This window comes from Croceicoccus ponticola (genome assembly GCF_004004515.1).
Taxonomy (GTDB): Bacteria; Pseudomonadota; Alphaproteobacteria; order Sphingomonadales; family Sphingomonadaceae; genus Croceicoccus; species Croceicoccus ponticola.
The window spans coordinates 19,559-41,131 of sequence record NZ_RXOL01000001.1; the positions used below are offsets into that span (position 1 = coordinate 19,559).

The window sequence follows — 21,573 nt, forward strand, 5'->3', positions numbered from 1 at the left end:
ACAAAAATAAATGCACTTGCCTTAAAAAATTCGTGGAGTATGAGGAGGGCAACCGCGCGACAGGTGCGGCACGTAGAGGGCCTCCTTTTTGAAGGGGCCGATAGGGAGAGAAGACCATGTCATCTTACGGCAAGACGGCCCGCGCGGGTCGCACTTTCGGTTTGCTCGTCGCGGCCAGCACGTTCGCCATCGCGGGCGGCACCGCCCATGCCCAGAACGCTGGGCCGGTCTTTACCGATACCACGTCCGAGGCGGCCGAGGTTCCCCCGGCCAGCGGCGGACTTCAGGAAATCGTCGTCACGGCTCGTAAGCGCGTCGAATCCGCGCAGGACGTTCCGGTGTCCGTCACCGCCATTTCGGCGCAGGAAATCAACGACCGCGATCTTACCAGCCTCGAAAACGTCGCCGCCGCCACGCCGCAGCTGGCCATCGGTCGCAACGCGACGGGTTCGGGCGCGCAGCTCACGCTTCGCGGCATCGGTTCGAACTCGCTGTCGATCGGCACCGAACAGTCCATCGCAGTCATCGTCGACGGCGTCTATTACGGGCAGGGCCGCACAATCAACGAAGGGTTCTTCGACCTTGGCGGGATCGAAATCCTGAAGGGTCCGCAGTCGCTGTTCTTCGGAAAGAACGCCACCGCGGGCGTGATTTCGATCAGCACCGCCGATCCGACCGACCATTTCACCGCGTCGTCGAAGACGAGTTATGAATTCAACGCGGGCAAGCTGCGCGAAGAAGTCATCCTGTCGGGCCCCATCGGCGATACGCTGGGCTTCCGCCTCGCGGGCCGGGTCGGCAAGGATTTCGGTTACCTGTTCGACAACCGCGCGGGTTCGATCAACTACGTCACGACCGATCGCCCCTCCACGACGCAAACCAATGCGACGACCAACCATCTTGCCACGGCGCCGGCTGACAATGGCCCGCGCGAACGCGAAATTCTGCTGCGCGGCACGCTGGAATGGGAGGCGAGCGATCGCCTGACGGCGCGACTGACCGCAAACTACGGTTACAACCGCACCAGCGGCACCTGGAACTATGCGGTCTTCGCCTGCGAAGGCGGCTTCAGCCACTTGTCGCCGGGCGTTCCGTGCGAACGCGATTTCTCGCTTTACGCAAACAACATGCCCGCCGACATCGCCGCCCAAACCCGCTTTGCGCGAGACGACGGCAAGAATTTCAACAAGTACTCCTCGTGGGGCATGACCGGCACGATCGACTACGATTTCGACGACCTGATGCTCACGTCGGTTACTAACTACCAGTGGAACCGCAATATCTGGTCGCTGGATCTCGATTATCAGTCGGCGTCCTCGCCCTCCCTCAACATCTGGGGTTCGGAAAATTCCAAGTACGATGCGTTTTCCGAAGAATTGCGGTTGTTGAGCCAGTTCGACGGTCCGCTGAACTTCCTGTTGGGCGGATATTACCAGACATCGAACCGCGGGTTCGAACAGAACGTCCTGTTCGCAGGCTTTGAAAACAGCGCCGCCCCCGACGGTTTCCGCTATGTCGCCTATGCCAAGGACAGCAGCACCAAGGGCAAGACGGTTTCGGGTTACGGCCAGTTGATCTGGGAAATCGTGCCCGAAACGCTGGAGGCGACGGGCGGCGTTCGGTACATCCATGAAACCAAGGACAGCTTCTTCGTCCAGCCTTACGCCCACCCGCTGGTCAATGGTACGCGTTACGCGGTGAACCAGCCGCTGACAGCCGACCAGACATTCGATAACTGGTCGCCCGAAGCGACGCTGACGTGGACGCCCACGACGAACATTACGCTCTATGGCGCGTACAAGACCGCGTACAAATCGGGCGGTTTCTCGAACTCGTCGATCCAGTCGCCGGTGACCCCGCTCGAATTCTTCCTGTTCGAACCGGAAAAGGCGAAGGGCTTTGAAGTCGGCCTGAAAACCGATCTCCTCGATCGCCAGCTGCGCTTCAACGTGACGGCCTACAACTATGAATTTACCAACCTGCAGGTCACTTATCTCGACTCCGCGGCCCTGTCGTACAACTCGGTCAACGCGGGCAGCGCGCGGACCAAGGGCGTCGAGGTCGAATTCGCCTATGCACCCAATGCCATTGCGGGTTTCCAGATCAACGGGTCGGCCAACTATAACCGGTCGCGTTACGGCGATGCGATTTCGCCGTGCTATGGCGGGCAGAGCCTCGACAACGGGTGCATTCCCAACCTGCTCAGCCCCGGCACGCCGGGTCAGAACCTTGAGGGCCTGCCAACTTCGGACGCGCCGGACTGGACCGGTTCGCTGGGCGCGCGATACGAAACGCCGCTGGGCGATGCGATGCGCTTTGGCCTGTCGTTCGACGGGCGCTACAGCTCCGACTACTTGACCTCGTCGTTCGGCAGCCCGCTGTCGCGGCAGGGATCGTATGTCACGCTGGACGCGGGCGTTAAGGTGGGCGCCGAAAACGACGCATGGGAAATCGCACTGCTGGGCAAGAACCTGACCAACCACTTCATCGTCACCGGCGTGACCGACGGTAGCGGCACCGGTTCGGGCACCGGCACGAACGCCGCGATCAGCGCCGATCAGGTCGGCTTTGTCGCGATGCCGCGCACTGTTACAGTGCAGGTTACCCTGCGCATTCCCTGAACCGGAAAGTGAATCTGCACCCCGTGATCGATCAAGCCAAAGCGATCTCCGACCAGCCGTTCCCCCTGCCTGACCCGTTGACGGTGGGGGGGGCGCTGTTCGCCATTTCGAACCGGTTCGGCGATCTTCCGGCGCTGGTCTATGGGCAGCACCGAGCCAGCTGGCGCGAATTGTCCGAACTGTCGATTGCCATGGCGCGGCGGCTGGTGGGGCTGGGCGTGCAACCGGGGGAGCATGTCGGCGTCCTGATGCCGAACTGCTTCGAATACATCGTGCTCTATCTCGCGACGCAGCTGGCAGGGGCGAACGCGGTGCTGCTGAATGCGCGCTATCGGCCCGACGACTTGGCCTATGTCGTGCCCAAGGCGGACGTCGACTACCTGTTCGTCGGCGGCCACGCCGCCCGGCACTGCGACTATCGCCCGATGTTGGAAGAAGCATTTCCCGGCATAGGCGGTGAATTCGTAAGCGCGGGCGGGCATATCATGCACCCCGCGCTGCCCCGGCTGAAACGCATCGTCGAACTGGGCGAGGATCGGCCGGGTGCATGGATGTCGCCCCACGCATTCGCCGCGCTGGACGGAGACGCTTCGCGTGACGAAGTCATCGCGCGTACCTTGGCTGTGCTGCCCGACGACATCGGGCTGATGATTTTTTCGTCGGGAACCACCAACCGGCCCAAGGCGTGCATGATCGCGCACCGATCGCTGTGCATCACGGCAAAGGGCATGGCGGGGCGTTTCCGCCTGACCGAACAGGACGTGGTCTGGGACCCACTGCCGCTATTCCATATGTCGACGATCCTGCCGCTGGCGGGCTGCCGGGAAACCGGGGCCTGTTTCATGGGGATGGACCATTTCGACGCTGATGTGGCGATGAAGCTGTTGATCGCCGAACGGCCCACCGTCCAGTACGCGGGCTTTCCCACGATCATCGGCGCGCTTGTCGCCCATCCCGATTTCGCGAAATACGATCAGTCACGCCTGCGCATCAATCACGTGGTTGGCCCGCCCGACCTGCTGCGCCGCTATGCCGACGATTTTCCCGGCGCGGTGCCGGTTAATTCGTATGGGCTGACAGAGGCGACCGGCGTGCCCTGTTACAGCGATCTCGACGATCCGCGCGACTTGCTTTTCACCACCAGCGGCAAGGTCTACGACGGGGTCGAGGCGCAGATCGTGGGCCCAGACGGCGCCGAGCGGCCCGATGGCGATCCCGGCGAGATCTGCCTACGCGGCAACGTGATATTCGCCGGGTATTACCAGGACCCAGATGCGACGAAGGAAGCTATCGACGCCGATGGCTGGCTGCATACCGGCGATCTGGGCCGGATCGGTCCGGGCGGTCGGTTGGTCTACGAAGGGCGGCTCAAGGACATGCTCAAGATCGGCGGCGAAAACGTCGCGGCGGTCGAGCTGGAAAGCTTTCTTATGACCCACCCCGCGGTCCGCATGGCGCAAGTGATCGGCGTGCCCGACGACCGTCTGATGGAAGTGGCCGCCGCCTTCATCGAAGTGCAGCCCGGAAAATCAATCGCACCCGAAGACATCATCAGCCATTGCGAAGGCCGTATCGCGAGCTACAAGATACCGCGATATATAAGATTTGTTGAGGATTGGCCGATGAGCGCGACGAAAGTACAAAAGTTCGAACTTGCAAAGGGTTTCGAGCCACATTCGAAGTTCGAACCGCACCGCAAGGGCCACGCTTGATGAGCGTTCCTTCGCAATCTGACCAGCAGCCTGGATGGGGCGCATGGGGCATGGTCGTGATCCTCACGCTGGCCTACACCCTCAGCTTCATCGACCGTCAGGTTCTGAACCTGCTGGTCGAACCGCTCAAAGCCGAATTCGATCTTTCGGACACCCGGCTCAGCCTGTTGCAGGGCGCGGCGTTCACCATCGCCTATATTGCTTTCAGCCCGATTCTGGGCCGGATGGCGGACACGTCGAACCGTCGCAACCTGCTGATCGGAGGCGTCCTATTGTGGAGCCTTGCGACCGCTCTTTGCGGCCTTGCGCGCAGTTACTGGCAACTGTTCGCCGCCCGCTTCGGGGTCGGCGCGGCAGAAGCCAGCCTGACACCAGCGGCATGGTCGCTGATCGCAGATCGCTTTCCACCGCACATGATGCCGCGGGCGCTGTCGGTCCTGTTGATGGGCCCCTATCTCGGTGGCGGGCTGGCGATGATCTTTGGCGGCATCCTGCTGGAATATGCGGCCGGTCGCGATTTCGGCATCCTGGCGCCGTGGCAATTCGTGTTCATCGCGGTCGCTGTACCCGGCATGGTCGTTGCCGCCCTGCTCGCCTTTTTCGTGCGCGAACCTATGCGCAAACTGGGGCTCGGCGAAGTGTCCGGCGATACGATGCCTTTGTCCGAAGTGGGTCGCCGCTTTCGCCGCAACTGGCGCTTCTATTTCAATTTTTACGCCGGGATGGGCGGGTTGGTCATCACGCTCTATGCCTTTCCGGCATGGCTGCCTGCGATGCTGATGCGCCAGTTCGGGGCAGACGCGTCGGTCGTCGGCATCCAGTATGGTTCGCTGGTCCTCATCGGCGGTTCGGCCGGTGTGCTGACCGGGCCGTTGCTGACCGGCTGGCTGGAGCGGCGCGGTAGGCGCGATGCGCTGTTGATCGTGCCGTTGTTGTCGGCGGTGCTGGTTGCGGTGCTGGCAACGTCGCTGGCCTTTGCGCCGTCCTACACGGTCGCGCTGGCGATCGGCGGGATTGCCAGCTTCTGCTATTCGCTGCCCATGGCGGGCGCGTCGGCGGCTTTGCAGATCGTGACGCCGAACCGCATGCGCGGCATGGCCAGCGCGGTCTATGTCTTTGCAGTTTCGGTCATCGGGCTGGGCACGGCGCCGACGATCGTGGCGCTGATTACCGACCACGTTTTCCACGACGAAGGAATGGTCGGCGTGTCGCTGGCGCTGACTTCGGCGGTGTCGGCGCTCGTCGGGCTCGTCCTGCTTGCCAATGCGCGCAAGGCTTACGTGGAACTGCTGGACACCCCCTGATGTGTCCCGACCGGGATTTCGAACAGCGGCGGACCGTCGTGGCGAAACGGCGTCATGATGGCGGCGGTCATCATGTCGAGTGTGTCGTCGACCAGCACGCCGAGCGCGATGTTCTGGTCGAAATGCGGAAAGCCGCTGTCCCGCCGCATCAACATGTTGAGGAACATCAGTTTCACCAATCCGACCCGCAGCCTCAGTACGTCTGCCGGAATGTGGCTGCACCGTTCGGCCAGCAACTGGCGCACGCGGCGCAACGCGGGCACGGGCACGTCGGGATTGTCGTATGGATGGGCAATCCCTTCCGCGCGCGAACGGGTCAGGTATTGCGCCAGAAACGCCGAATAAGGGTGCGCCCCTTTTTCGTCGCAGATCGTCAGGTGCGGCAGGACCAACACCTGCAACAGGACGCGCACGTCGGAAATCCGGCCGCTGGCTTCCGCGTTTTTCAGCATCTCGTGCCGCAACGGCTCGAACAGGTTCGAACGATAGTCGAAGATGTCGTAGACCAGTTGTTCCTTGCTGCCGAAATGGTACTGGACCGCAGTATTGTTGCCCTGTCCCGCCGCGCTGGCGATCTCGCGCAGGGCCACGCCGTCGATGCCGCGATCGGCGAACAGGATTTCCGCAGCTTCCATGATGCGGATACGCGTCGCCTCCGCCGTGCGCGAACGCCGGCGTTGCTTCGGTACTTTATCGGTCTTGCTGGTCATCGTGCCCCGTCATGCCTTGGCGCGAAAAGTACAATAGCTGTCGTAGCGCCACAAGTTGCGCCGCTCCATGCCCGCAAACGCCCGCAATCGCCAGCCAGATATGAAAGCGCCTTGCCGTGATCGACCAGACCCAAACCTCTCCCCGCCCGGCACCGCGTGTTGCCATCGTGACGGGGGCCGCCCGCGGTATCGGACGCGGTGTGGCGCGCGATCTTGCCATGTTGGGCCACACGGTCATTTCGCTGGACCGGGAACTGGGCAACGATGCCAGTGTGGTTCATGTCGCCTGCGACGTGTCCGATCCCGCGTCGGTCAACGCAGCAGTGGCAGAGGTTGAGCGCCGCTTCGGCCCGGTTCAGATCCTGATCAACAATGCGGGCATCAGCCCCGCCGCGCCCGACGGACGCGCGCTGTTGATCGAGGATATTACCGACGCGGACTGGCGGCGTGTGCTGTCGGTCAATCTCGATGGCGTGTTCCATTGCTGCCGCGCAGTGCTGCCGGGGATGAAGCGTTCGGGATGGGGCCGGATCGTCAATTACTCGTCGCAGGGCGGGCGCATGCGGTCGCAGCTTTCGGGCGCGCATTACGCCGCGTCGAAATCTGCGCTGTTCGGCTTTACCCGCCTGTTGGCAGGGCAGGGCGGAGCGCACGGCATCACTGCCAACTGCATCGCGCCGGGCCGGATCGAAACGGACCAGAGCGATCAGTTCGCGCTCGACGATTATGTCGCGCAAATCCCTGTGGGCCGATTGGGCCGCCCGGGCGACATCGCGGCGGCGACGCGATACCTCGTGTCCGAAGATGCCGCGTTCGTGACCGGTGCGATCATTGATGTGAACGGCGGGTACTTCATGCCGTGAATGGCGTGCTGCGCGGCGGGAAGGTTCAGATCTTCCCTTCGCGCTCCTGCGCAAGTTCCCGCAGCAACCCCTGTTGCGTGACCGTGGCGATCAGCGTGCCGTCGGCGCGGTACATGCTGCCGCGCGATAACGTACGCGCACCGCTCGCCGCCGGGGTTTCCAGCGCGTAAAGCATCCATTCGTTCATATCGACGGCGCCGTGAAACCAGATCGCGTGATCGAGGCTGCTGGTCTGCAGATAATTGCTGTCCCAGCCAAGGCCGAGCGGCAGGAGCCCGGTCTGAAAGATATGGAAATCGCTGGCATAGACGAGCCAGCGGCGATGCTCCGCCTCCGTCGCCTGCAGCGGTTGCTTCATGCGGAACCAGAAATTGCGGCGCGGCGGCAGGACCTCCGATTGTCCGAAAAGGAACGGCTCGCACGGCCGCCATTCGAGCTGTTGCCGCCGCAGCCAGTACGGGCGATGCCGATCGGGCAGGGTGTCGCGATGGGCGGCAAACAGGTCTTCCAGTATCGGCAGGTCGTCGGGCGGGGGCACGTCGGGCATGGCAAAGGCGTGGGTCCGGCCCGCTTCGTCCGTCTGAAACGATGCCATCATTTCGACAATCGGCTTGTCGTCCTGCGTCACAGAAATCTGCCGCGCGGCAAAACTGCGCCCGTCGGTCAGGCGGCGGACTGAAAAATCGAGCGGCCTGTCGGTCAGCCCCGGCTTCAGGAAGTATGCGTGGAGACTGTGCACCGCCTTGTCCTCCGGAACCGTCGCCTGCGCGGTGGCCAGCGCCTGCGCCGCGACCATTCCACCGTAAAGCCGCAACAATCCGCTGGGAATGACGTGACTGGCGAACCGGTCTGGCGCAGTTTGGACGAAATCGAAAGCCAGGGCACGTTCCTGCGCCGGATCGTCGGGATAGGGGTTTGCCGGGTTCATCCGGGCGCTCTCCGCAATTGCTATTTTGGCTCAAGCGCCTTAATCACTGCGTCATAACAACACAATACGAGAGGCAAGCCTATGACTGCGCAGGTCGCGACCGACAATGGAAAACCCCTGGCCGGGATGGCGACGGTCATCACCGGCGCGGCCAACGGGCTGGGCGCGGCGACCGCGCGGCGGTTCGCTCGGCTGGGCGCGAAACTGGTGCTGGGCGATATCGACGATGCCGGCGGACAGGCGCTGGCTGCCGCACTGGGCTGTGAATTCCGTCACTGCGACGTGACGAACGAAGCTGATGTCGAGGCGATCGTCGCAGCCAGTGTCGAGGTTTACGGATCGTTGGACTGCATGATCAACAACGCAGGCCAACTGGGCGCGCTGGGTGGCATTGGCGAAATCCCGCTCGATGCTTGGAACCGCACGATCTCGGTCCTGCTGACCTCGGTATTCCTCGGCACGAAACATGCAGCGCGGGTGATGGGCCGGGGCGGTTCGATCATCAACACCGCCAGCGTCGGCGGCATCGCGCCGCTGGCGCCCCACGCCTATACCGCCGCCAAGCACGGTGTCGTCGGACTGACGCGTTCGGCGGCGTCGGAATTGGCGGTGGACGGCATCCGTGTCAACGCCGTGGCACCGGGAAGCGTGCCGTCGCGCATGACTGAGCTGGCCTATGGCGATGTCGCCGCAATGGAGGCGGTGTCAAAGGCGCGCAATCCGCTGGGTACGATCGTTTCGGCGGACGAGATCGCGGGTTGCTTCGCCTATCTCGCCGGGCCGGACGCGCGCAACATCACCGGACAGGTCATTACGGTCGACAGCGGTCTGACCGACCTTCGGCTGAACGCCGATTACTATCGCAAGAAAGCCGACTATTTCGGCCGCGACGGGGTAGAGGGCTGAGGCCCGAAGCCTAAAGGTAACGCACAGGCTCGCTGCCGTCCCATTCGGCGTGGGCCCGGGCGACCATCGCGAACACGTCGTTGATGACGTCGCACGCTTCGATCAGTTCGAAACACGGTTCGGCCAGCGCGGCCTCGTTCTCGATATAGCAGAACCGGGTCGCCTGACTGCGCCCCTCTGTCGCGATGCGCAAGCCGCCATCGACCGCCTCCTGCCGTGCCGCGACGTAATCGTCGGCGATGTATCCCAGGTGGTGCAACCCGCGCCCGCCCGCGCCAAGGAAACGGTGATAGGTCGAAGGCCCGCCGCCCGGCACGATCAGTTCGATCTGAACCGGCCCAAGCTGACCCATGGCGACGCCGGCGATCATCTGTTCGTCGCAGGCAACGCCGCCGTGGGCCAATTCGACGAACCGCCGTTCGGGCAGCACGAAGAACGGCCCCGCGCCCAGCGTCCCGGTCCAGTGCGCCATCGCCGCATCCAGATCGTCGACAAGATAGCCAAGCTGTTCGACCCGCGATCCGAAGGGCGCCTGTCTGCTAAGGTCGGTCATGGTTTTTCGGCTCCTTTCGCGACGCGGGCGCGGTCGTTGACATAGGCGCGGATATCCTCCGCATCGGCGGGCGAAAGGTATTTTGCAAAGCTCGCCATGCCGTTGTCGGACAGCATGCCGTCTATCACGATCTGGCGCCAGACATCCCCGTTGGCCAGCGCGCCCGAACGACGCAGGTCGGGCAGAACGCCGATCGATTGCGCGCCCGCACCGTGACACGCGCCGCAGGTGGAATTGAACAGCGCGTCGCCATGCGCGATTTGCGCGGCGGTGAACTTTTCGTCCGAAGGCTGGAATGGCGGAACATCGGCCTTAGCTTTGACCGGAAGCTTTGCCGTGCCGCCCAGCTTGAACGCCATGATCCGCCCCGGAATGCGCGGATCGGGCCGGGAAAATCCGGGCATGGCTAGGTTGTATGCGCCGCCCTTGCCGACCATGACCGCGACGTATTGGACGCCATTGACGGCATAGCTGACCGGCCCCGGCATGATCGCCTGCTGCGCTTCGAACCGCCACAGTTCCTTGCCCGTTTTCGCGTCATGCGCACGGAAGGTGCCATCGGCCAACCCTTCGAAGACCAGCCCGCCCGCCGTTGCCAGCACGCCGCCGTTCCATGGCGAATCCCGTTCGGCCCGCCACACTTCCTTTTGCGCGACCGGGTCCCACGCGATCAGGCGGCCCTGAAATGCGCCGAGCATCGCCTTGATCGCTGCAGCCTCTTCGGGAAGCTTTCCGCCTGTCCCCACGCCAAGGTTGAGCAGGCCCGGACGATATTCGAACGAACCGTCGGTCGCATAGCGCATCGGCACCTGCATCGCCGGGATATAGACCAGCCCGGTCTGCGGGCTGAACGCCATCGGGTGCCAGTTGTGCGCGCCCCATCCGCCGGAACTGGCAAGGAACGGCCCCGCCTTGTCATAACGCGCGGCGGGATAGACGACCGGACGGCCAGTGGCCAGATCGACCTTTTCAGCCCAGTTCACCGGCACGAACGTTTCTGCCGAAACGGGTTTGCCGGTCTTTCGGTCGATGACGTAGAAGAACCCGTTCTTGGGCGCGTGCATGATCACCTGCCGCGCGGTTCCGTCGATGGTCAGGTCGGCAAGGATCATCTGCTGAGTAGACGTGAAGTCCCATTGGTCGCCCGGCGTTTCCTGATAATGCCAGATATATTCGCCGGTATCGGGATCGAGCGCGAGGATGGACCCGATGAAAAGGTTGTCTCCTTCGCCGTTCGAACGGATGCCACGATCCCACGGGCCGCCGTTGCCGACGCCGACGTACAATCGGTCGAAGTCCGGGTCGTACACGATGGAATCCCACACCGTGCCGCCGCCGCCGATCTGCCAGTACCGATCGCCGCTCCACGTCTTTCGCGCCAGTCGTTCGAGCACCTCGTCCGATGCTGCGCCGTCCTTTTTTCCCGGTTCGCCGGGCACGGTATAGAACCGCCACGCCAGCTTGCCGGTCGACTGGTCATAGGCGGAGATATAGCCGCGTACGCCCTGATCCGCGCCGCCGTTGCCGATGAACACCTTGCCCTTGGCCACGCGCGGTGCGCCCGATATCGCCTGCGATGTTTCGGGATCGGTCGTCTGCACCGACCATACCTTTGTCCCGGTCTTTGCGTCGACCGCGATCAGCCGCCCGTCGATCGTGCCGAAGAACAACCGCCCGTCGGCATAAGCCGCACCCCGGTTCACCACGTCGCAGCAGGCGTGAAGGCCGGCGCTGCCGGGCACTTCGGGATCGAACTGCCAGATCCGTTCGCCCGTCGCGGCGTTCAGCGCGACGATCTTGCTCCACGCCGTGGTCGCATACATCACGCCGTCGACGACCAGCGGCGTGCCTTCCTGACCGCGAAAGGTGTCGAGGTCGTGATACCACGCCAGGCCAAGCCCCCCGACATTGCCGGCAGCGATATCGTCGAGCGGCGAAAACCGCTGTTCCGAATAAGTGCGGCCGTGGCTCAGCCAGTTCTGGGGCTCGGAATCGGCGGCGACGATGCGGGCATCGAACGCCACCGATTTCGTCCCGACATCACCAGGTTGCGAACACCCGGTCGCGGCAAGCGCGAACAGGACAATTGCGAAGATCCGTTTGTGGAATGGGGATATCCCGCAATTCCGGTGATGCTGGATGGTCAAGTGGTCAGGTCCGCTCGTTCTGGCTGGATGGGTCCGCGATGGCGTCGCGCCACCCTTAGAAGCGGACCGTTCCCTGCAGCATGATCTCGCGCGGGCGGCCGATGTTCACCCAGACCGCATCGGGCGTGCCAAAGGGTTTTTCAGCCCCGGCGATGCCGTAATACTTGTTGGTCAGGTTGCGACCGATCAGCGCCAGTTCCCATGCATCGTCGAGTTCGTAGAGCCGCGCCGTCGCGTTGATCCGGGCAAAGCCCTTTTGCCAGCCGACCGGGTTCTGGTTTTCCAGGATCCAGTAGCCGCTGGTGTAATTGGCATCGCCCGAAAGGCCGAGTCCGATATCGCTGGTCAGGTCGGTGTCATAAGTCACGCCGCCGGTCAGGTTCCATTTGGGCGCCCGAACCAGCGCCGTTCCCGACAGGTCCTGAACCCCGTTGCAGCCCTGGGCCGCGGTCTGGCCCGCATAGCACGGAGCGGCCGCGAAGCTCAGGTACTTCGCCTTGTTGTAGCCCGCCGCAGCGCGCAGCGTGAAGTCGGGCGTCACGTTGAACGCGCCGTCGAGTTCCACGCCGGTCGTGCGCGCCGAAGCGGCGTTGCGGATGGTGAACGATGGCGGTGAGGGGTTGAACGAGGTGAGCTGCAGCCCCTTGAACGTATAGCGGTAAACCGTAGCGTTCACCAACAGGCGACGGTTGAGCAGTTCACCCTTGAAGCCGACTTCACCGCCGTCCGCCTTTTCCGGCGCGAAGCCGAGATCGCTGACCGTCTGGCCGAACGACAGGATCGACGGGTTCGAAAAACCGCCCGATTTATAGCCCGTCTTGTATGCGGCATAGACCATCGTTTCGGGCGTGGCGCGCCATGATAGCGTCGCTTCGGGAGAGATCTGCTCGTCGGAGAATCTGCCGCTGGTAAACACGCCTTCTTCGGCCGTGATCATGAACGGCGCGAAGTTCTGGTTGACGTAGCTGTTACCCTGCGACGTGCGCTTGGTTTCGCGCGTCCAGCGCGCACCGCCCGCCAGTTCCACCGTGTCGGTCACGTCGAAGATCAGCTGGCCGAAGGCGGAGTAGGTCTTGCCCGAGTTGTCGGTCAGGAATTGCCAGTTGTGGTACGTGTCGTAGCGCGGGTCCTGCCCGACGTTGGCGATGAACCCGTTGCCGCGCGTGTCGCGGGCGCTGTCTTCGAAGAACAGGCCTGCGGCAACATTGAACGCGCCGTCGAAGTCGGAGTTGACGCGCAGTTCCTGAGTGAACGCTTCGGAATGATCCTTGTTCGCGCCCGCCACCGTGGGGGTGGAATCGAACGCGAAGTTGTCGAACCCGTCATTGGTATAGGACCAGAAGCCGGTGACCGAAGTGAAGTTCAGCGCGCCGGCACGGTAGTTCATGGTCAGCGAGGTGAGCAGCGATTCATACCGCGTTTCGGGTACGCCGCCGTTGGAGCCGGGGTAGTTCGCGCCGATTTCCGGGTTGAAAGCGCCCAGCGTGCGTTCGCCGTTCAGTTCGCAATCGCTGTAGGGATCGGCCACGAAGACCCCGCCCAACAGGTCGAGCGTGCGCGAACCGCCCTCGCACAGCAGTTCGGTGCCCGACGTTTCGCCATGATCGCGCAACTTGTCGCCAAAGACCTTCAGCGTCGCGTCGAAGTCCGAACTGGGGTTCCATTCGAGCGTCAGGCGACCGAGGATTTCCTTGGTCCCCGGATCGTTGGCATAGGCGGCGCCGACGCTGGGGTGATCGGGGTCGCTGGGCAGGGTGATCGGCCCGGCGTTGTTCTTGATGTAGCCGTCCATCTTGCTGCCGCGCGCGGCGATGCGGAAGCCCAGCGTCTCGGTGAGCGGGCCGGAGATCGCGCCTTCGAGGATGCGTTCGTTGGCCTTGAATTCATATCCGGCGCGGACATACCCCTCGAACGAGGAGGTCGCGCCCTTGGTCTTGACCGAAATGACGCCGCCGGGGCTGTTCTTGCCGAAGAACAGCGCCTGCGGGCCCTTCAGGACCTCGACCTGCTGCACGTCGAAGAAGCTTTGCGCCACAAGCCGCCCGCGGCTGATCTGCAACCCGTCGATGTTGAGCGAAACGGTCTGGTCGATACCGGCGTCGAGCGCGGATGAGCCGAGGCCGCGGATCGTGAACGACGCGCCTGCGCCGCCGCCGCCGGTCTTGGCAAGGATGACCTGCGGGACGAGCTGGCCAATCTTCTGCAGATCGGTGGCGGCATAGCGTTCAAGCTGTTCGGCCCCGACCGCAGCGATGGCGACCGGCACATCGAGCATCGTTTCCTCGCGCCGACGGGCGGTCACGATGATCGCATCGGCGGGCATGGCGGCCGAAGCGTGGGCGGGGGTGCCATCGTCGGCAGCTTGCGCAAGGGCCGGTTGGACAAAGGCGGTCTGGGCGGCAATCGCGATGACCGCGGCGGACGTCAGCATGTTCGTGCGAAACGGCATTCTCTCTCTCCCTATCGATCTTCTTGGCGCTCTCTCGGCGCTCATGGCGTACCGATTCGACGGCATTTGTACCACGTGCCTTAATATGCCGTTCGATCGTCAGGAGGCAATCGACGATTTGAAAGTGTCGCCATTGATATTAACGATGAGAGTTATATTGTTGTATATATTAAGATATAAGGGATACAGGTCCGGATCCCTAAAAATTAGAACTTACAAAAACACTTGATACATTTAATCAAAAAGAGCGGTTCGCCGTAAAGACGACAGTCTTTTACTGTTCGATTACGTCCAAAACGGATCAAACGGGAATGCCGTTCAATTCGAATTGATGGCGGAGGAACTCTTCCTGTCGGCGGGCGGACCAGCTGCGCGGTTCGAAACATGCCTGCACCGCCGTTCCGATCAGGAACGTGAAAGCCTGGCGCGAAGCGCGGCGCGCGCTTTGTTGCGAAAAGTCGTTTTCGCGCATCAGCAGTTCGGCAAAATCGCGTACGGCATAGCGGACCTGCTGTCGGTATTCTGCCTGAAATGCCGGGTTGGCGGCGGCCACGGTGTTCTGGGCCAGATAAACCGCCCAATCCTCACGCCCCTGTGGCGTGACGGGCATCTGCGCCAGGATGCAGGCAAGCGGGCTGCCGTTGGTGCGGACATAGGCTTCGCGGATGCGGGCCTGCGTGCGCAGGATCGTCATGCGGTACACAGCCAACCAAAGACCCTGACGATCGCCGAACAGCGATGCGATCGTCGTGGTGCTGCAATCCATTTCGGCGGCAAGCCGACGAAAGGTCAGGTGTTCTAGCCCGCGCGACGCGACCAGCCCGATGGCAGCTGCGGCAAATTCCTGTCGCCGCAAGCTGTCGGGATTGCTGACGTCGTCGAACCGGCCCATCCACGCCGGTATGCTGGCATCCCATTCGTGCAATCTGTCCATGCCGTTCATGCTCCCCTCTGCCAGCACTAACGGCAAAGGCGACGACGATAAAGCTTTGGCGCGGGTTCATGCCCGTGCCAGCAGCCTGGACATGGACGATCCAATTCGGTTCACGTTCGGGCCAGTTTGGGCGTCAGGCCAGTTCGATATGCCGCCGCCCGCGAAAATTCTCGATCCCCAGGCTGGCGATCAGCGCTGACGGCAGTTCCAGCGCGGTGCTGCCCGCTCGCCACGCCGTCGAGGTCGAAACCCGGACCCTGTCGTGGTGCAATGCATTGCCGGGCGGAATGGCGGGAAGCTCTACCGCGCGTTGCATGCTGGCGCACAGGTCGCCCAGCCGCGAAGCATCGCGCAATCCGGGGGCGAGCACGATGAAGCGTCCGTAATCCCATATCATGATTTGCGTGCCCAATGGCGCGGCCACATCGCGCAACCGGCTGGAGATTTCGCGGTAAAGCCGTTTGGTCGCACGATTGCCATGGTGGGTGACGTAAGCGTCCAGTTCGTCGACCTGGACGGGGTGGGCCCGCCCGGCGCCAGCCAAGCGAAGGTATCGCGCGCGCAAGAATTCTTTTGGCGCGCGGGAGCCGAGGCTTGGATAGGGACGCTACCAATGACTAGAGTTGACAGTGCCTGTTTTGCCGCACGGCCGACCCGGCGAACCTATCGAGGAAACATTCATGGCGCGCGCGCTGACCCATCTTGAACGACTGGAAGCGGAAAGCATCCACATCATCCGCGAGGTCGTGGCCGAAACCGACAATCCGGTGATGCTCTATTCGGTGGGCAAGGACAGCGCGGTCATGCTGCACCTGGCGAAGAAGGCGTTCTACCCTTCGCCGCCGCCGTTTCCGCTGCTGCATGTCGACACGACGTGGAAGTTCAAGGCGATGTACGACCTTCGCGACAAGGCGGCAAAGGATGCGGGCATGGAACTGCTCGTTTACCAGAACGAAGAGGCGAAGGAGCGGGGGATCAACCCGTTCGACCATGGCCCGTTGCACACCGACATGTGGAAGACCGAAGGGCTGAAGCAGGCGCTGAACCTTTATAACTTCGACGCGGCATTCGGTGGCGCGCGCCGGGACGAGGAAAAGAGCCGCGCCAAGGAACGCGTCTTTTCGTTCCGTTCGGCCAGCCACGGCTGGGACCCCAAGAACCAGCGCCCCGAACTTTGGAACCTGTACAACGCGAAGAAGGCGAAAGGCGAAAGCATCCGCATCTTCCCGATCAGCAACTGGACTGAGCTGGACATCTGGCAGTACATCCAGCTGAACAAGATCGAGATCGTGCCGCTTTATTTCAGCGCGCCGCGCCCGGTCGTCGAACGCGATGGGCTGCTCATCATGGTCGATGACGAACGCATGCCGCTGAAGGATGGCGAAGTGCCCGAAATGCGCTCGATCCGCTTCCGCACGCTGGGCTGCTACCCGCTGACCGGCGCGGTGGAGAGCGAGGCGGCGACATTGTCCGAAGTGATCCAGGAAATGCTTCTGACCACCACCAGCGAGCGGCAGGGTCGCGCCATCGACAAGGACGCGGGCGACGGCAGCATGGAAAAGAAGAAGCAGGAGGGGTATTTCTGATGAACGACGTTCAAAACCCCATCTACAAGACCGACGCGCTGATTGCGGAGGATATCGACAAATACCTCGACGCGCATCAGCACAAGACCATGCTGCGCTTCATCACCTGCGGTTCGGTGGACGACGGCAAGTCGACGCTGATCGGGCGTTTGCTGTATGATTCCAAGATGATCTTCGAAGATCAGCTTGAGGCGCTTCAGGCGGACAGCAAGCGGGTCGGGACGCAGGGGCAGGAGATCGACTTCGCGCTGCTGGTCGACGGTCTGGCCGCCGAACGGGAGCAGGGCATCACGATCGACGTCGCCTATCGCTTCTTCACCACCGAAAAGCGCAAGTTCATCGTCGCCGACACGCCCGGCCACGAACAGTACACGCGCAACATGGTGACCGGCGCATCGACCGCCGATCTTGCCGTCATCCTGATCGACGCGCGCAAGGGCGTGCTGGTCCAGACGCGGCGGCACAGTTATCTGGCGCAACTGGTCGGCATCAGGAACATCGTACTGGCGGTGAACAAGATGGACCTCGTCGATTACGATCAGTCCGCCTACCTCGACATCGTTCAGGACTATCGCGAGTTCGCGGCGCAGATCGGCATTACCGATTTCACCGCGATCCCCATCTCGGGCTTCAAGGGCGACAACGTCACCGACCGTTCGGCCAATACGCCGTGGTACGACGGCCCGACGCTGATGGAGCATCTCGAAAGCGTGGAAGTTTCGGCCGATGCCGACCTTGCCAAGCCGTTCCGCATGCCGGTGCAGTGGGTGAACCGGCCCAATCTCGACTTCCGGGGCTTTTCCGGCCTGATCAGCGGCGGCACGGTCAAGCCGGGCGACGCGGTGCGGATCGTGCCTTCGGGCAAGACCAGCACGGTCAAGTCCATCGTCACCTTCGACGGCGACCTGACAGAGGCGCAGGCCGGGCAGTCGGTCACGATCACGCTCGACGACGAAGTCGACTGTTCGCGGGGAAGCGTCATCGCCGCCGCCGACAGCCCGCCGCAGGTCGCCGATCAGTTCGAGGCGACGGTGGTGTGGATGGCGGACGAGGCGCTGCTGCCGGGCCGGTCATATTGGCTGAAATTGGCGACGCAGACCGTGTCGGCCAGCCTGCAGGCACCGAAATACGCGGTCGACGTCAACACGATGGAGCATCTGGCCGCCAAGACGCTCGACCTCAACGCCATTGGCGTGGCCGAGTTGGTGACTGACAAGCCGATCGCCTTCCTTCCCTATAAGGATGAAGACGGCACGCTGAACAAGACGCTGGGCGGTTTCATCCTGATCGACAAGATCACGAACCAGACCGTGGGCGCGGGCATGTTGCATTTCGCGCTGCGCCGGTCGCAGAACGTGCATTGGCAGGCGCTCGACATCACCCGCGAAGCGCGGGCCGGGATGAAGAACCAGGAGCCCAAGGTGCTGTGGTTCACCGGGCTGTCGGGTTCGGGCAAGTCGACCATCGCCAACCTTGTCGAAAAACGCCTGCACCGGATGAACCGGCATTCGTTCCTGCTGGATGGCGACAACGTGCGCCACGGGCTGAACAAGGATCTCGGCTTTACCGATACCGACCGGATCGAGAACATCCGCCGCGTGGGCGAAGTCGCGCGCCTGATGACCGATGCGGGCCTGATCGTCGTCACCGCCTTCATCAGCCCGTTCCGCGCAGAACGCGAAATGGTGCGCCAGATGTGCGCCGAGGGAGAGTTCGTCGAGGTGTTCATCGACACGCCGCTGAGCGTGGCGGAAGAACGCGACGTGAAGGGCCTCTATAAAAAGGCGCGGGCCGGCGATCTGAAGAACTTTACCGGGATCGACAGCCCGTATGAAGTGCCGGAGGCCCCGGAACTGCGCATCGACACGACGAAGATGACGGCCGAGGAAGCGGCCGACCGGATTGTCGAATACGTGCTGGGCTGGTGACGATGTCCGCGATCATCGAGAGCGATGCCGAACTGGCCGCCATATTGGCCGATACTGCGGGCAAGATCGCGGTCGCCGTGCGCGACAGCGGGTTGATCGACGGCAAGGCGCTGGGCGATGCAGGCGACAAGGTGGTCAACGCCTTCCTGATGCGCGCAATCGCCGCACAGCGCCCCGACGACGGTGTGCTGTCGGAGGAAAGCGCCGACACGCCCGAACGTCTGGGCAAGGAGCGCGTGTGGATCATCGACCCCGTCGATGGCACGCGCGAATATGGCGAACGGCGCAGCGACTGGGCCGTGCACGTCGGCCTTGCCATCGGCGGAAAGCCGGTGATCGGCGCGGTTGCGCTGCCGGGCGTGCCGCAGGTCCTGCGCAGCGATCAGGTGTCGGCGCTGCCGCCGGTGCCCGCAACGCTACGCATGGTGGTCAGCCGAACGCGCCCGGGCGCGGACAGCAAGGCCGTGGCCGAAGCCATCGGTGCCGAACTGGTCCCGATGGGCTCTGCCGGGGCCAAGGCCATGGCAGTCATCCGGGGGGAAGCGGACATCTACCTCCATTCGGGCGGGCAATACGAATGGGACAATTGCGCGCCCGCTGCCGTCGCGCTTGCCCACGGCCTCCACGCATCGCGCATCGACGGATCGCCGCTGGTCTATAACCAGAAGGACGTATCGCTCCCCGACTTGCTGATCTGTCGCAAGGAACACGCCGAACGCGTGCTGAAACTGGTCGCGGAAATCGGCTGAGGGCGACACCTGCGATTGCATGGTGGGCGACTTGGCCGCTAACACGTCGGCCATGCCCCACCGCATGCACCATGTCGGGATATTGGCCGTGCTGCTTGCCGGGTTGGCGGGATATGTCGACGCGGTCGGCTTCATCGCCAGCGGCGGCTATTTCGTTTCGTTCATGAGCGGAAATTCGACCCGGCTGGGCGTCGGGCTGGGCAGCGGGACCGAAGCCGCCGCGATTGCCGCGATGCTGATCGCCGCATTTCTTGCCGGCACGGTGGCGGCGACGCTGTTGCGCCGAAAGGTGCCGGTGCGGGCGCGGGAATCGGCGGTTCTCGCTTACGTCACGGTGTTGCTGGCCACCGCCGCGATGGTGTCTTCGGGCCATGCCATGTTCGCGCTGATCCCGATTGCCGCCGCGATGGGGGGCATGAACCTCGCCTTCGAAGTCGATGGCGACGTGCGGGTGGGGCTTACCTACATGACCGGAACGCTGGTCAAGCTGGGCATGCGGATCGCCGACGCGATGATCGGCGGCCCGCCGCTGGGCTGGATGCCATATCTGTTGCTGTGGGCCGGGCTGGTGACAGGCGGTGTTACGGGGGCGTTCGCTCAGCTTGCGTTCGGGGTACTGTCGCTGTGGCTGGCCGCAGCATTTGCGCTGGCCGTTACCGTGGCGGTGACCATGTCCCGGTGGCGCAAGGCCTAAGGGCCAATCTGTCAGAGCAGGTTTGCGACCGCCTCTATCCCGAAACCGTATCCGGCGATCCCTGCGCCGCAGATCACCGTGTCGGCCACGCCTGAGATATAGCTGTGGTGGCGAAATTCCTCGCGCGCGTGGATATTCGAAATGTGCACTTCGGCGATCGGGCCGTCGAACGCGGACAGCGCATCGCGCAGCGCGATCGACGTGTGGGTATAGGCGCCGGGATTGATGACGATGGCGGCGGCATTGTCGCGCGCATCGTGGATCCAGTCGATCAGTTCGTGTTCGGCGTTCGATTGGGCAAAACGCAGTTCGTGCCCCAGCGCGGCGCATTTGTCGCGGCACAGCGTTTCCACGTCGGCCAGCGTCGCCGAACCATATATCTCCGGCTCCCGCTTGCCCAAAAGGTTCAGGTTCGGTCCGTTCAGAACTGTGATCGTCGCCATCGTGGCCCCCTTTGCGTCCACCCGATTAGTGCTGGCCCGCGTTCGAAGCAACCTCGCGCGCCCGCGCTTCGAAATCGCGGCGGGTCAGCGGGCGGGCCATCGCGTCGTCTTCGCAACTGGCGGGCGGGGCGCGCAGACATGCCGCCCCGGCGCCGAACACATGACGCAGCTTTTCGAACCGGCTGGTGAATGCGCGGTGGTCCCAGCCGTGAATCCCCGCCTTTTCGACTTTGCGCGCGATCGATCCGTAAATGCCGGTGGCCGACAGGATCGCCCAGCGCGACCGCATCGGCAATCGCGCCGCGCCGATCCGGGCGCTCGCTTCATACGCGCGCGCCATGACGCAGGCGTCGTGCACCATCGCGACCAGTTCGGGCCGGTACATCGGTTTCATGTGTTGCCCTGGCGTGATGTCGGCTTCTACCATCCATTCGACCGGCAGGTAGCAACGGCCCGCGGCATCGTCTTCCCACACGTCGCGCACGATATTGGCAAGCTGGAACGCGATGCCCAGATCGCAGGCGCGGTCGAGCGTGTCGGCGGCCATGCTGTCGTCATCGGGCACGCCCATGACTCTTGCCATCATCACGCCGACCGCGCCGGCGACGTGATAGCAATATTGCAGCATGTCCGCTTCGCTGCGCGGTTGCCAGTCGGCGGCGTCGAGAGCGAAGCCCGCCACCACGTCGTCGCACATCTGAGCGGTTAGCCCGCATTCGCGCGCCACCACGCCCAACCCGTCGAACGAAGGATCGCCCGTCGGCTCTCCCGCCAGCGCCAAGGCGGTGTGGCTGCGGATGATGGCCAGTCGGTCCGCCGCATGCGCCTGATCGCCCAGTTCGCCGCCCATGTCCTGCGCATCGGCAAGATCGTCGGCGGCGCGGCACCATGCGTACAGCAGCCAGACCCGTTCGCGCGTCACGCGGTCGAACAGCAGCGATGCCGCGGCAAAGCTTTTCGATCCACGCGCGATCGTGTTGCGGGCATGGGCGACAAGCGCGTCACGATCGCGAATCGCGGCATTCTGGGCAGCAAGGTCAGGCACG

18 protein-coding genes are annotated in these 21,573 nt (G+C 63.3%); 9 read left to right on the forward strand and 9 right to left on the reverse strand.

Annotated elements, in window-relative coordinates; all coding sequences use genetic code 11:
• Nucleotides 1–116: 116 nt before the first annotated feature.
• The 3 genes from EKN06_RS00100 to EKN06_RS00110 are packed head-to-tail and all read left to right on the forward strand — an operon-like array spanning nucleotide 117 to nucleotide 5,637.
• Nucleotides 117–2,621, forward strand: coding sequence for a TonB-dependent receptor (locus EKN06_RS00100; protein ID WP_127610864.1), 2,505 nt, complete (start codon nucleotides 117–119; stop codon nucleotides 2,619–2,621).
• Between the two features lie 23 nt (nucleotides 2,622–2,644).
• On the forward strand, nucleotides 2,645–4,333 hold the full coding sequence (locus tag EKN06_RS00105) for a class I adenylate-forming enzyme family protein (protein WP_127610865.1): 1,689 nt from the start codon (nucleotides 2,645–2,647) through the stop codon (nucleotides 4,331–4,333).
• Nucleotides 4,333–5,637 carry a spinster family MFS transporter gene (locus tag EKN06_RS00110; RefSeq protein ID WP_127610866.1) on the forward strand — a complete coding sequence of 435 codons (1,305 nt, stop codon included), beginning with the start codon at nucleotides 4,333–4,335 and terminating at the stop codon, nucleotides 5,635–5,637. Before EKN06_RS00105 ends, EKN06_RS00110 begins: the two co-directional genes overlap by 1 nt.
• Here EKN06_RS00110 and EKN06_RS00115 read toward each other — a convergent pair.
• Nucleotides 5,610–6,347 (reverse strand): TetR/AcrR family transcriptional regulator, encoded by a 738-nt coding sequence (locus tag EKN06_RS00115; RefSeq protein ID WP_127610867.1) that lies wholly within the window; start codon nucleotides 6,345–6,347, stop codon nucleotides 5,610–5,612. The two genes, EKN06_RS00110 and EKN06_RS00115, sit on opposite strands and share 28 nt — an antisense overlap.
• A 116-nt stretch (nucleotides 6,348–6,463) precedes the next feature.
• Here EKN06_RS00115 and EKN06_RS00120 point away from each other — a divergent pair, with 116 nt between their 5' ends.
• Nucleotides 6,464–7,210: an SDR family NAD(P)-dependent oxidoreductase gene (locus EKN06_RS00120; protein ID WP_205693783.1), complete on the forward strand. Its 747-nt coding sequence runs from the start codon at nucleotides 6,464–6,466 to the stop codon at nucleotides 7,208–7,210.
• 25 nt (nucleotides 7,211–7,235) lie between these two features.
• Here EKN06_RS00120 and EKN06_RS00125 read toward each other — a convergent pair whose 3' ends face one another.
• Nucleotides 7,236–8,138 (reverse strand): acyl-CoA thioesterase, encoded by a 903-nt coding sequence (locus EKN06_RS00125; RefSeq protein ID WP_127610868.1) that lies wholly within the window; start codon nucleotides 8,136–8,138, stop codon nucleotides 7,236–7,238.
• Between the two features lie 81 nt (nucleotides 8,139–8,219).
• Between EKN06_RS00125 and EKN06_RS00130 the strand changes: the two genes are divergently transcribed.
• Nucleotides 8,220–9,044: an SDR family oxidoreductase gene (locus EKN06_RS00130; RefSeq protein ID WP_240654529.1), complete on the forward strand. Its 825-nt coding sequence runs from the start codon at nucleotides 8,220–8,222 to the stop codon at nucleotides 9,042–9,044.
• A 10-nt stretch (nucleotides 9,045–9,054) separates the two neighbouring features.
• Here the strand turns inward: EKN06_RS00130 and EKN06_RS00135 are convergent, their stop codons facing one another.
• The 5 genes from EKN06_RS00135 to EKN06_RS00155 form a co-directional block, all read right to left on the reverse strand.
• Nucleotides 9,055–9,597: a VOC family protein gene (locus EKN06_RS00135; protein WP_127610869.1), complete on the reverse strand. Its 543-nt coding sequence runs from the start codon at nucleotides 9,595–9,597 to the stop codon at nucleotides 9,055–9,057.
• On the reverse strand, nucleotides 9,594–11,744 hold the full coding sequence (locus tag EKN06_RS00140; RefSeq protein ID WP_240654530.1) for a PQQ-dependent dehydrogenase, methanol/ethanol family: 2,151 nt from the start codon (nucleotides 11,742–11,744) through the stop codon (nucleotides 9,594–9,596). Before EKN06_RS00140 ends, EKN06_RS00135 begins: the two co-directional genes overlap by 4 nt.
• Before the next feature lie 55 nt (nucleotides 11,745–11,799).
• Nucleotides 11,800–14,193 carry a TonB-dependent receptor gene (locus EKN06_RS00145; protein ID WP_164843874.1) on the reverse strand — a complete coding sequence of 798 codons (2,394 nt, stop codon included), beginning with the start codon at nucleotides 14,191–14,193 and terminating at the stop codon, nucleotides 11,800–11,802.
• Between the two features lie 301 nt (nucleotides 14,194–14,494).
• Complete coding sequence (locus tag EKN06_RS00150; protein ID WP_164843875.1) at nucleotides 14,495–15,127, reverse strand: TetR/AcrR family transcriptional regulator; 633 nt, start codon at nucleotides 15,125–15,127, stop codon at nucleotides 14,495–14,497.
• 133 nt (nucleotides 15,128–15,260) lie between these two features.
• Nucleotides 15,261–15,671 carry a hypothetical protein gene (locus EKN06_RS00155; RefSeq protein WP_127610872.1) on the reverse strand — a complete coding sequence of 137 codons (411 nt, stop codon included), beginning with the start codon at nucleotides 15,669–15,671 and terminating at the stop codon, nucleotides 15,261–15,263.
• A gap of 136 nt (nucleotides 15,672–15,807) precedes the next feature.
• Between EKN06_RS00155 and cysD the strand changes: the two genes are divergently transcribed.
• Genes cysD through EKN06_RS00175 form a run of 4 tightly spaced genes read left to right on the forward strand, consistent with a single transcriptional unit; the run spans nucleotide 15,808 to nucleotide 20,084 of the window.
• Nucleotides 15,808–16,713: a sulfate adenylyltransferase subunit CysD gene (gene cysD, locus EKN06_RS00160; RefSeq protein WP_127610873.1), complete on the forward strand. Its 906-nt coding sequence runs from the start codon at nucleotides 15,808–15,810 to the stop codon at nucleotides 16,711–16,713.
• Nucleotides 16,713–18,641, forward strand: coding sequence for a sulfate adenylyltransferase subunit CysN (gene cysN, locus EKN06_RS00165; protein WP_127610874.1), 1,929 nt, complete (start codon nucleotides 16,713–16,715; stop codon nucleotides 18,639–18,641). The genes cysD and cysN overlap by 1 nt, the downstream gene beginning before the upstream one ends.
• Nucleotides 18,642–18,643: 2 nt before the next feature.
• Complete coding sequence (locus EKN06_RS00170; protein ID WP_127610875.1) at nucleotides 18,644–19,390, forward strand: 3'(2'),5'-bisphosphate nucleotidase CysQ; 747 nt, start codon at nucleotides 18,644–18,646, stop codon at nucleotides 19,388–19,390.
• Between the two features lie 31 nt (nucleotides 19,391–19,421).
• Nucleotides 19,422–20,084 (forward strand): YoaK family protein, encoded by a 663-nt coding sequence (locus EKN06_RS00175; protein ID WP_240654531.1) that lies wholly within the window; start codon nucleotides 19,422–19,424, stop codon nucleotides 20,082–20,084.
• 11 nt (nucleotides 20,085–20,095) lie between these two features.
• On the opposite strand, the gene aroQ is transcribed toward EKN06_RS00175, so the two are convergent.
• Both aroQ and EKN06_RS00185 read right to left on the reverse strand, forming a co-directional pair.
• Nucleotides 20,096–20,527, reverse strand: coding sequence for a type II 3-dehydroquinate dehydratase (gene aroQ / locus EKN06_RS00180; RefSeq protein ID WP_127610877.1), 432 nt, complete (start codon nucleotides 20,525–20,527; stop codon nucleotides 20,096–20,098).
• A gap of 25 nt (nucleotides 20,528–20,552) precedes the next feature.
• The gene (locus EKN06_RS00185) at nucleotides 20,553–21,572 is read right to left on the reverse strand and encodes a phytoene/squalene synthase family protein (protein WP_240654532.1); all 1,020 of its coding nucleotides are present in this window, start codon (nucleotides 21,570–21,572) and stop codon (nucleotides 20,553–20,555) included.
• Between the last annotated feature and the right edge of the window lies 1 nt (nucleotide 21,573).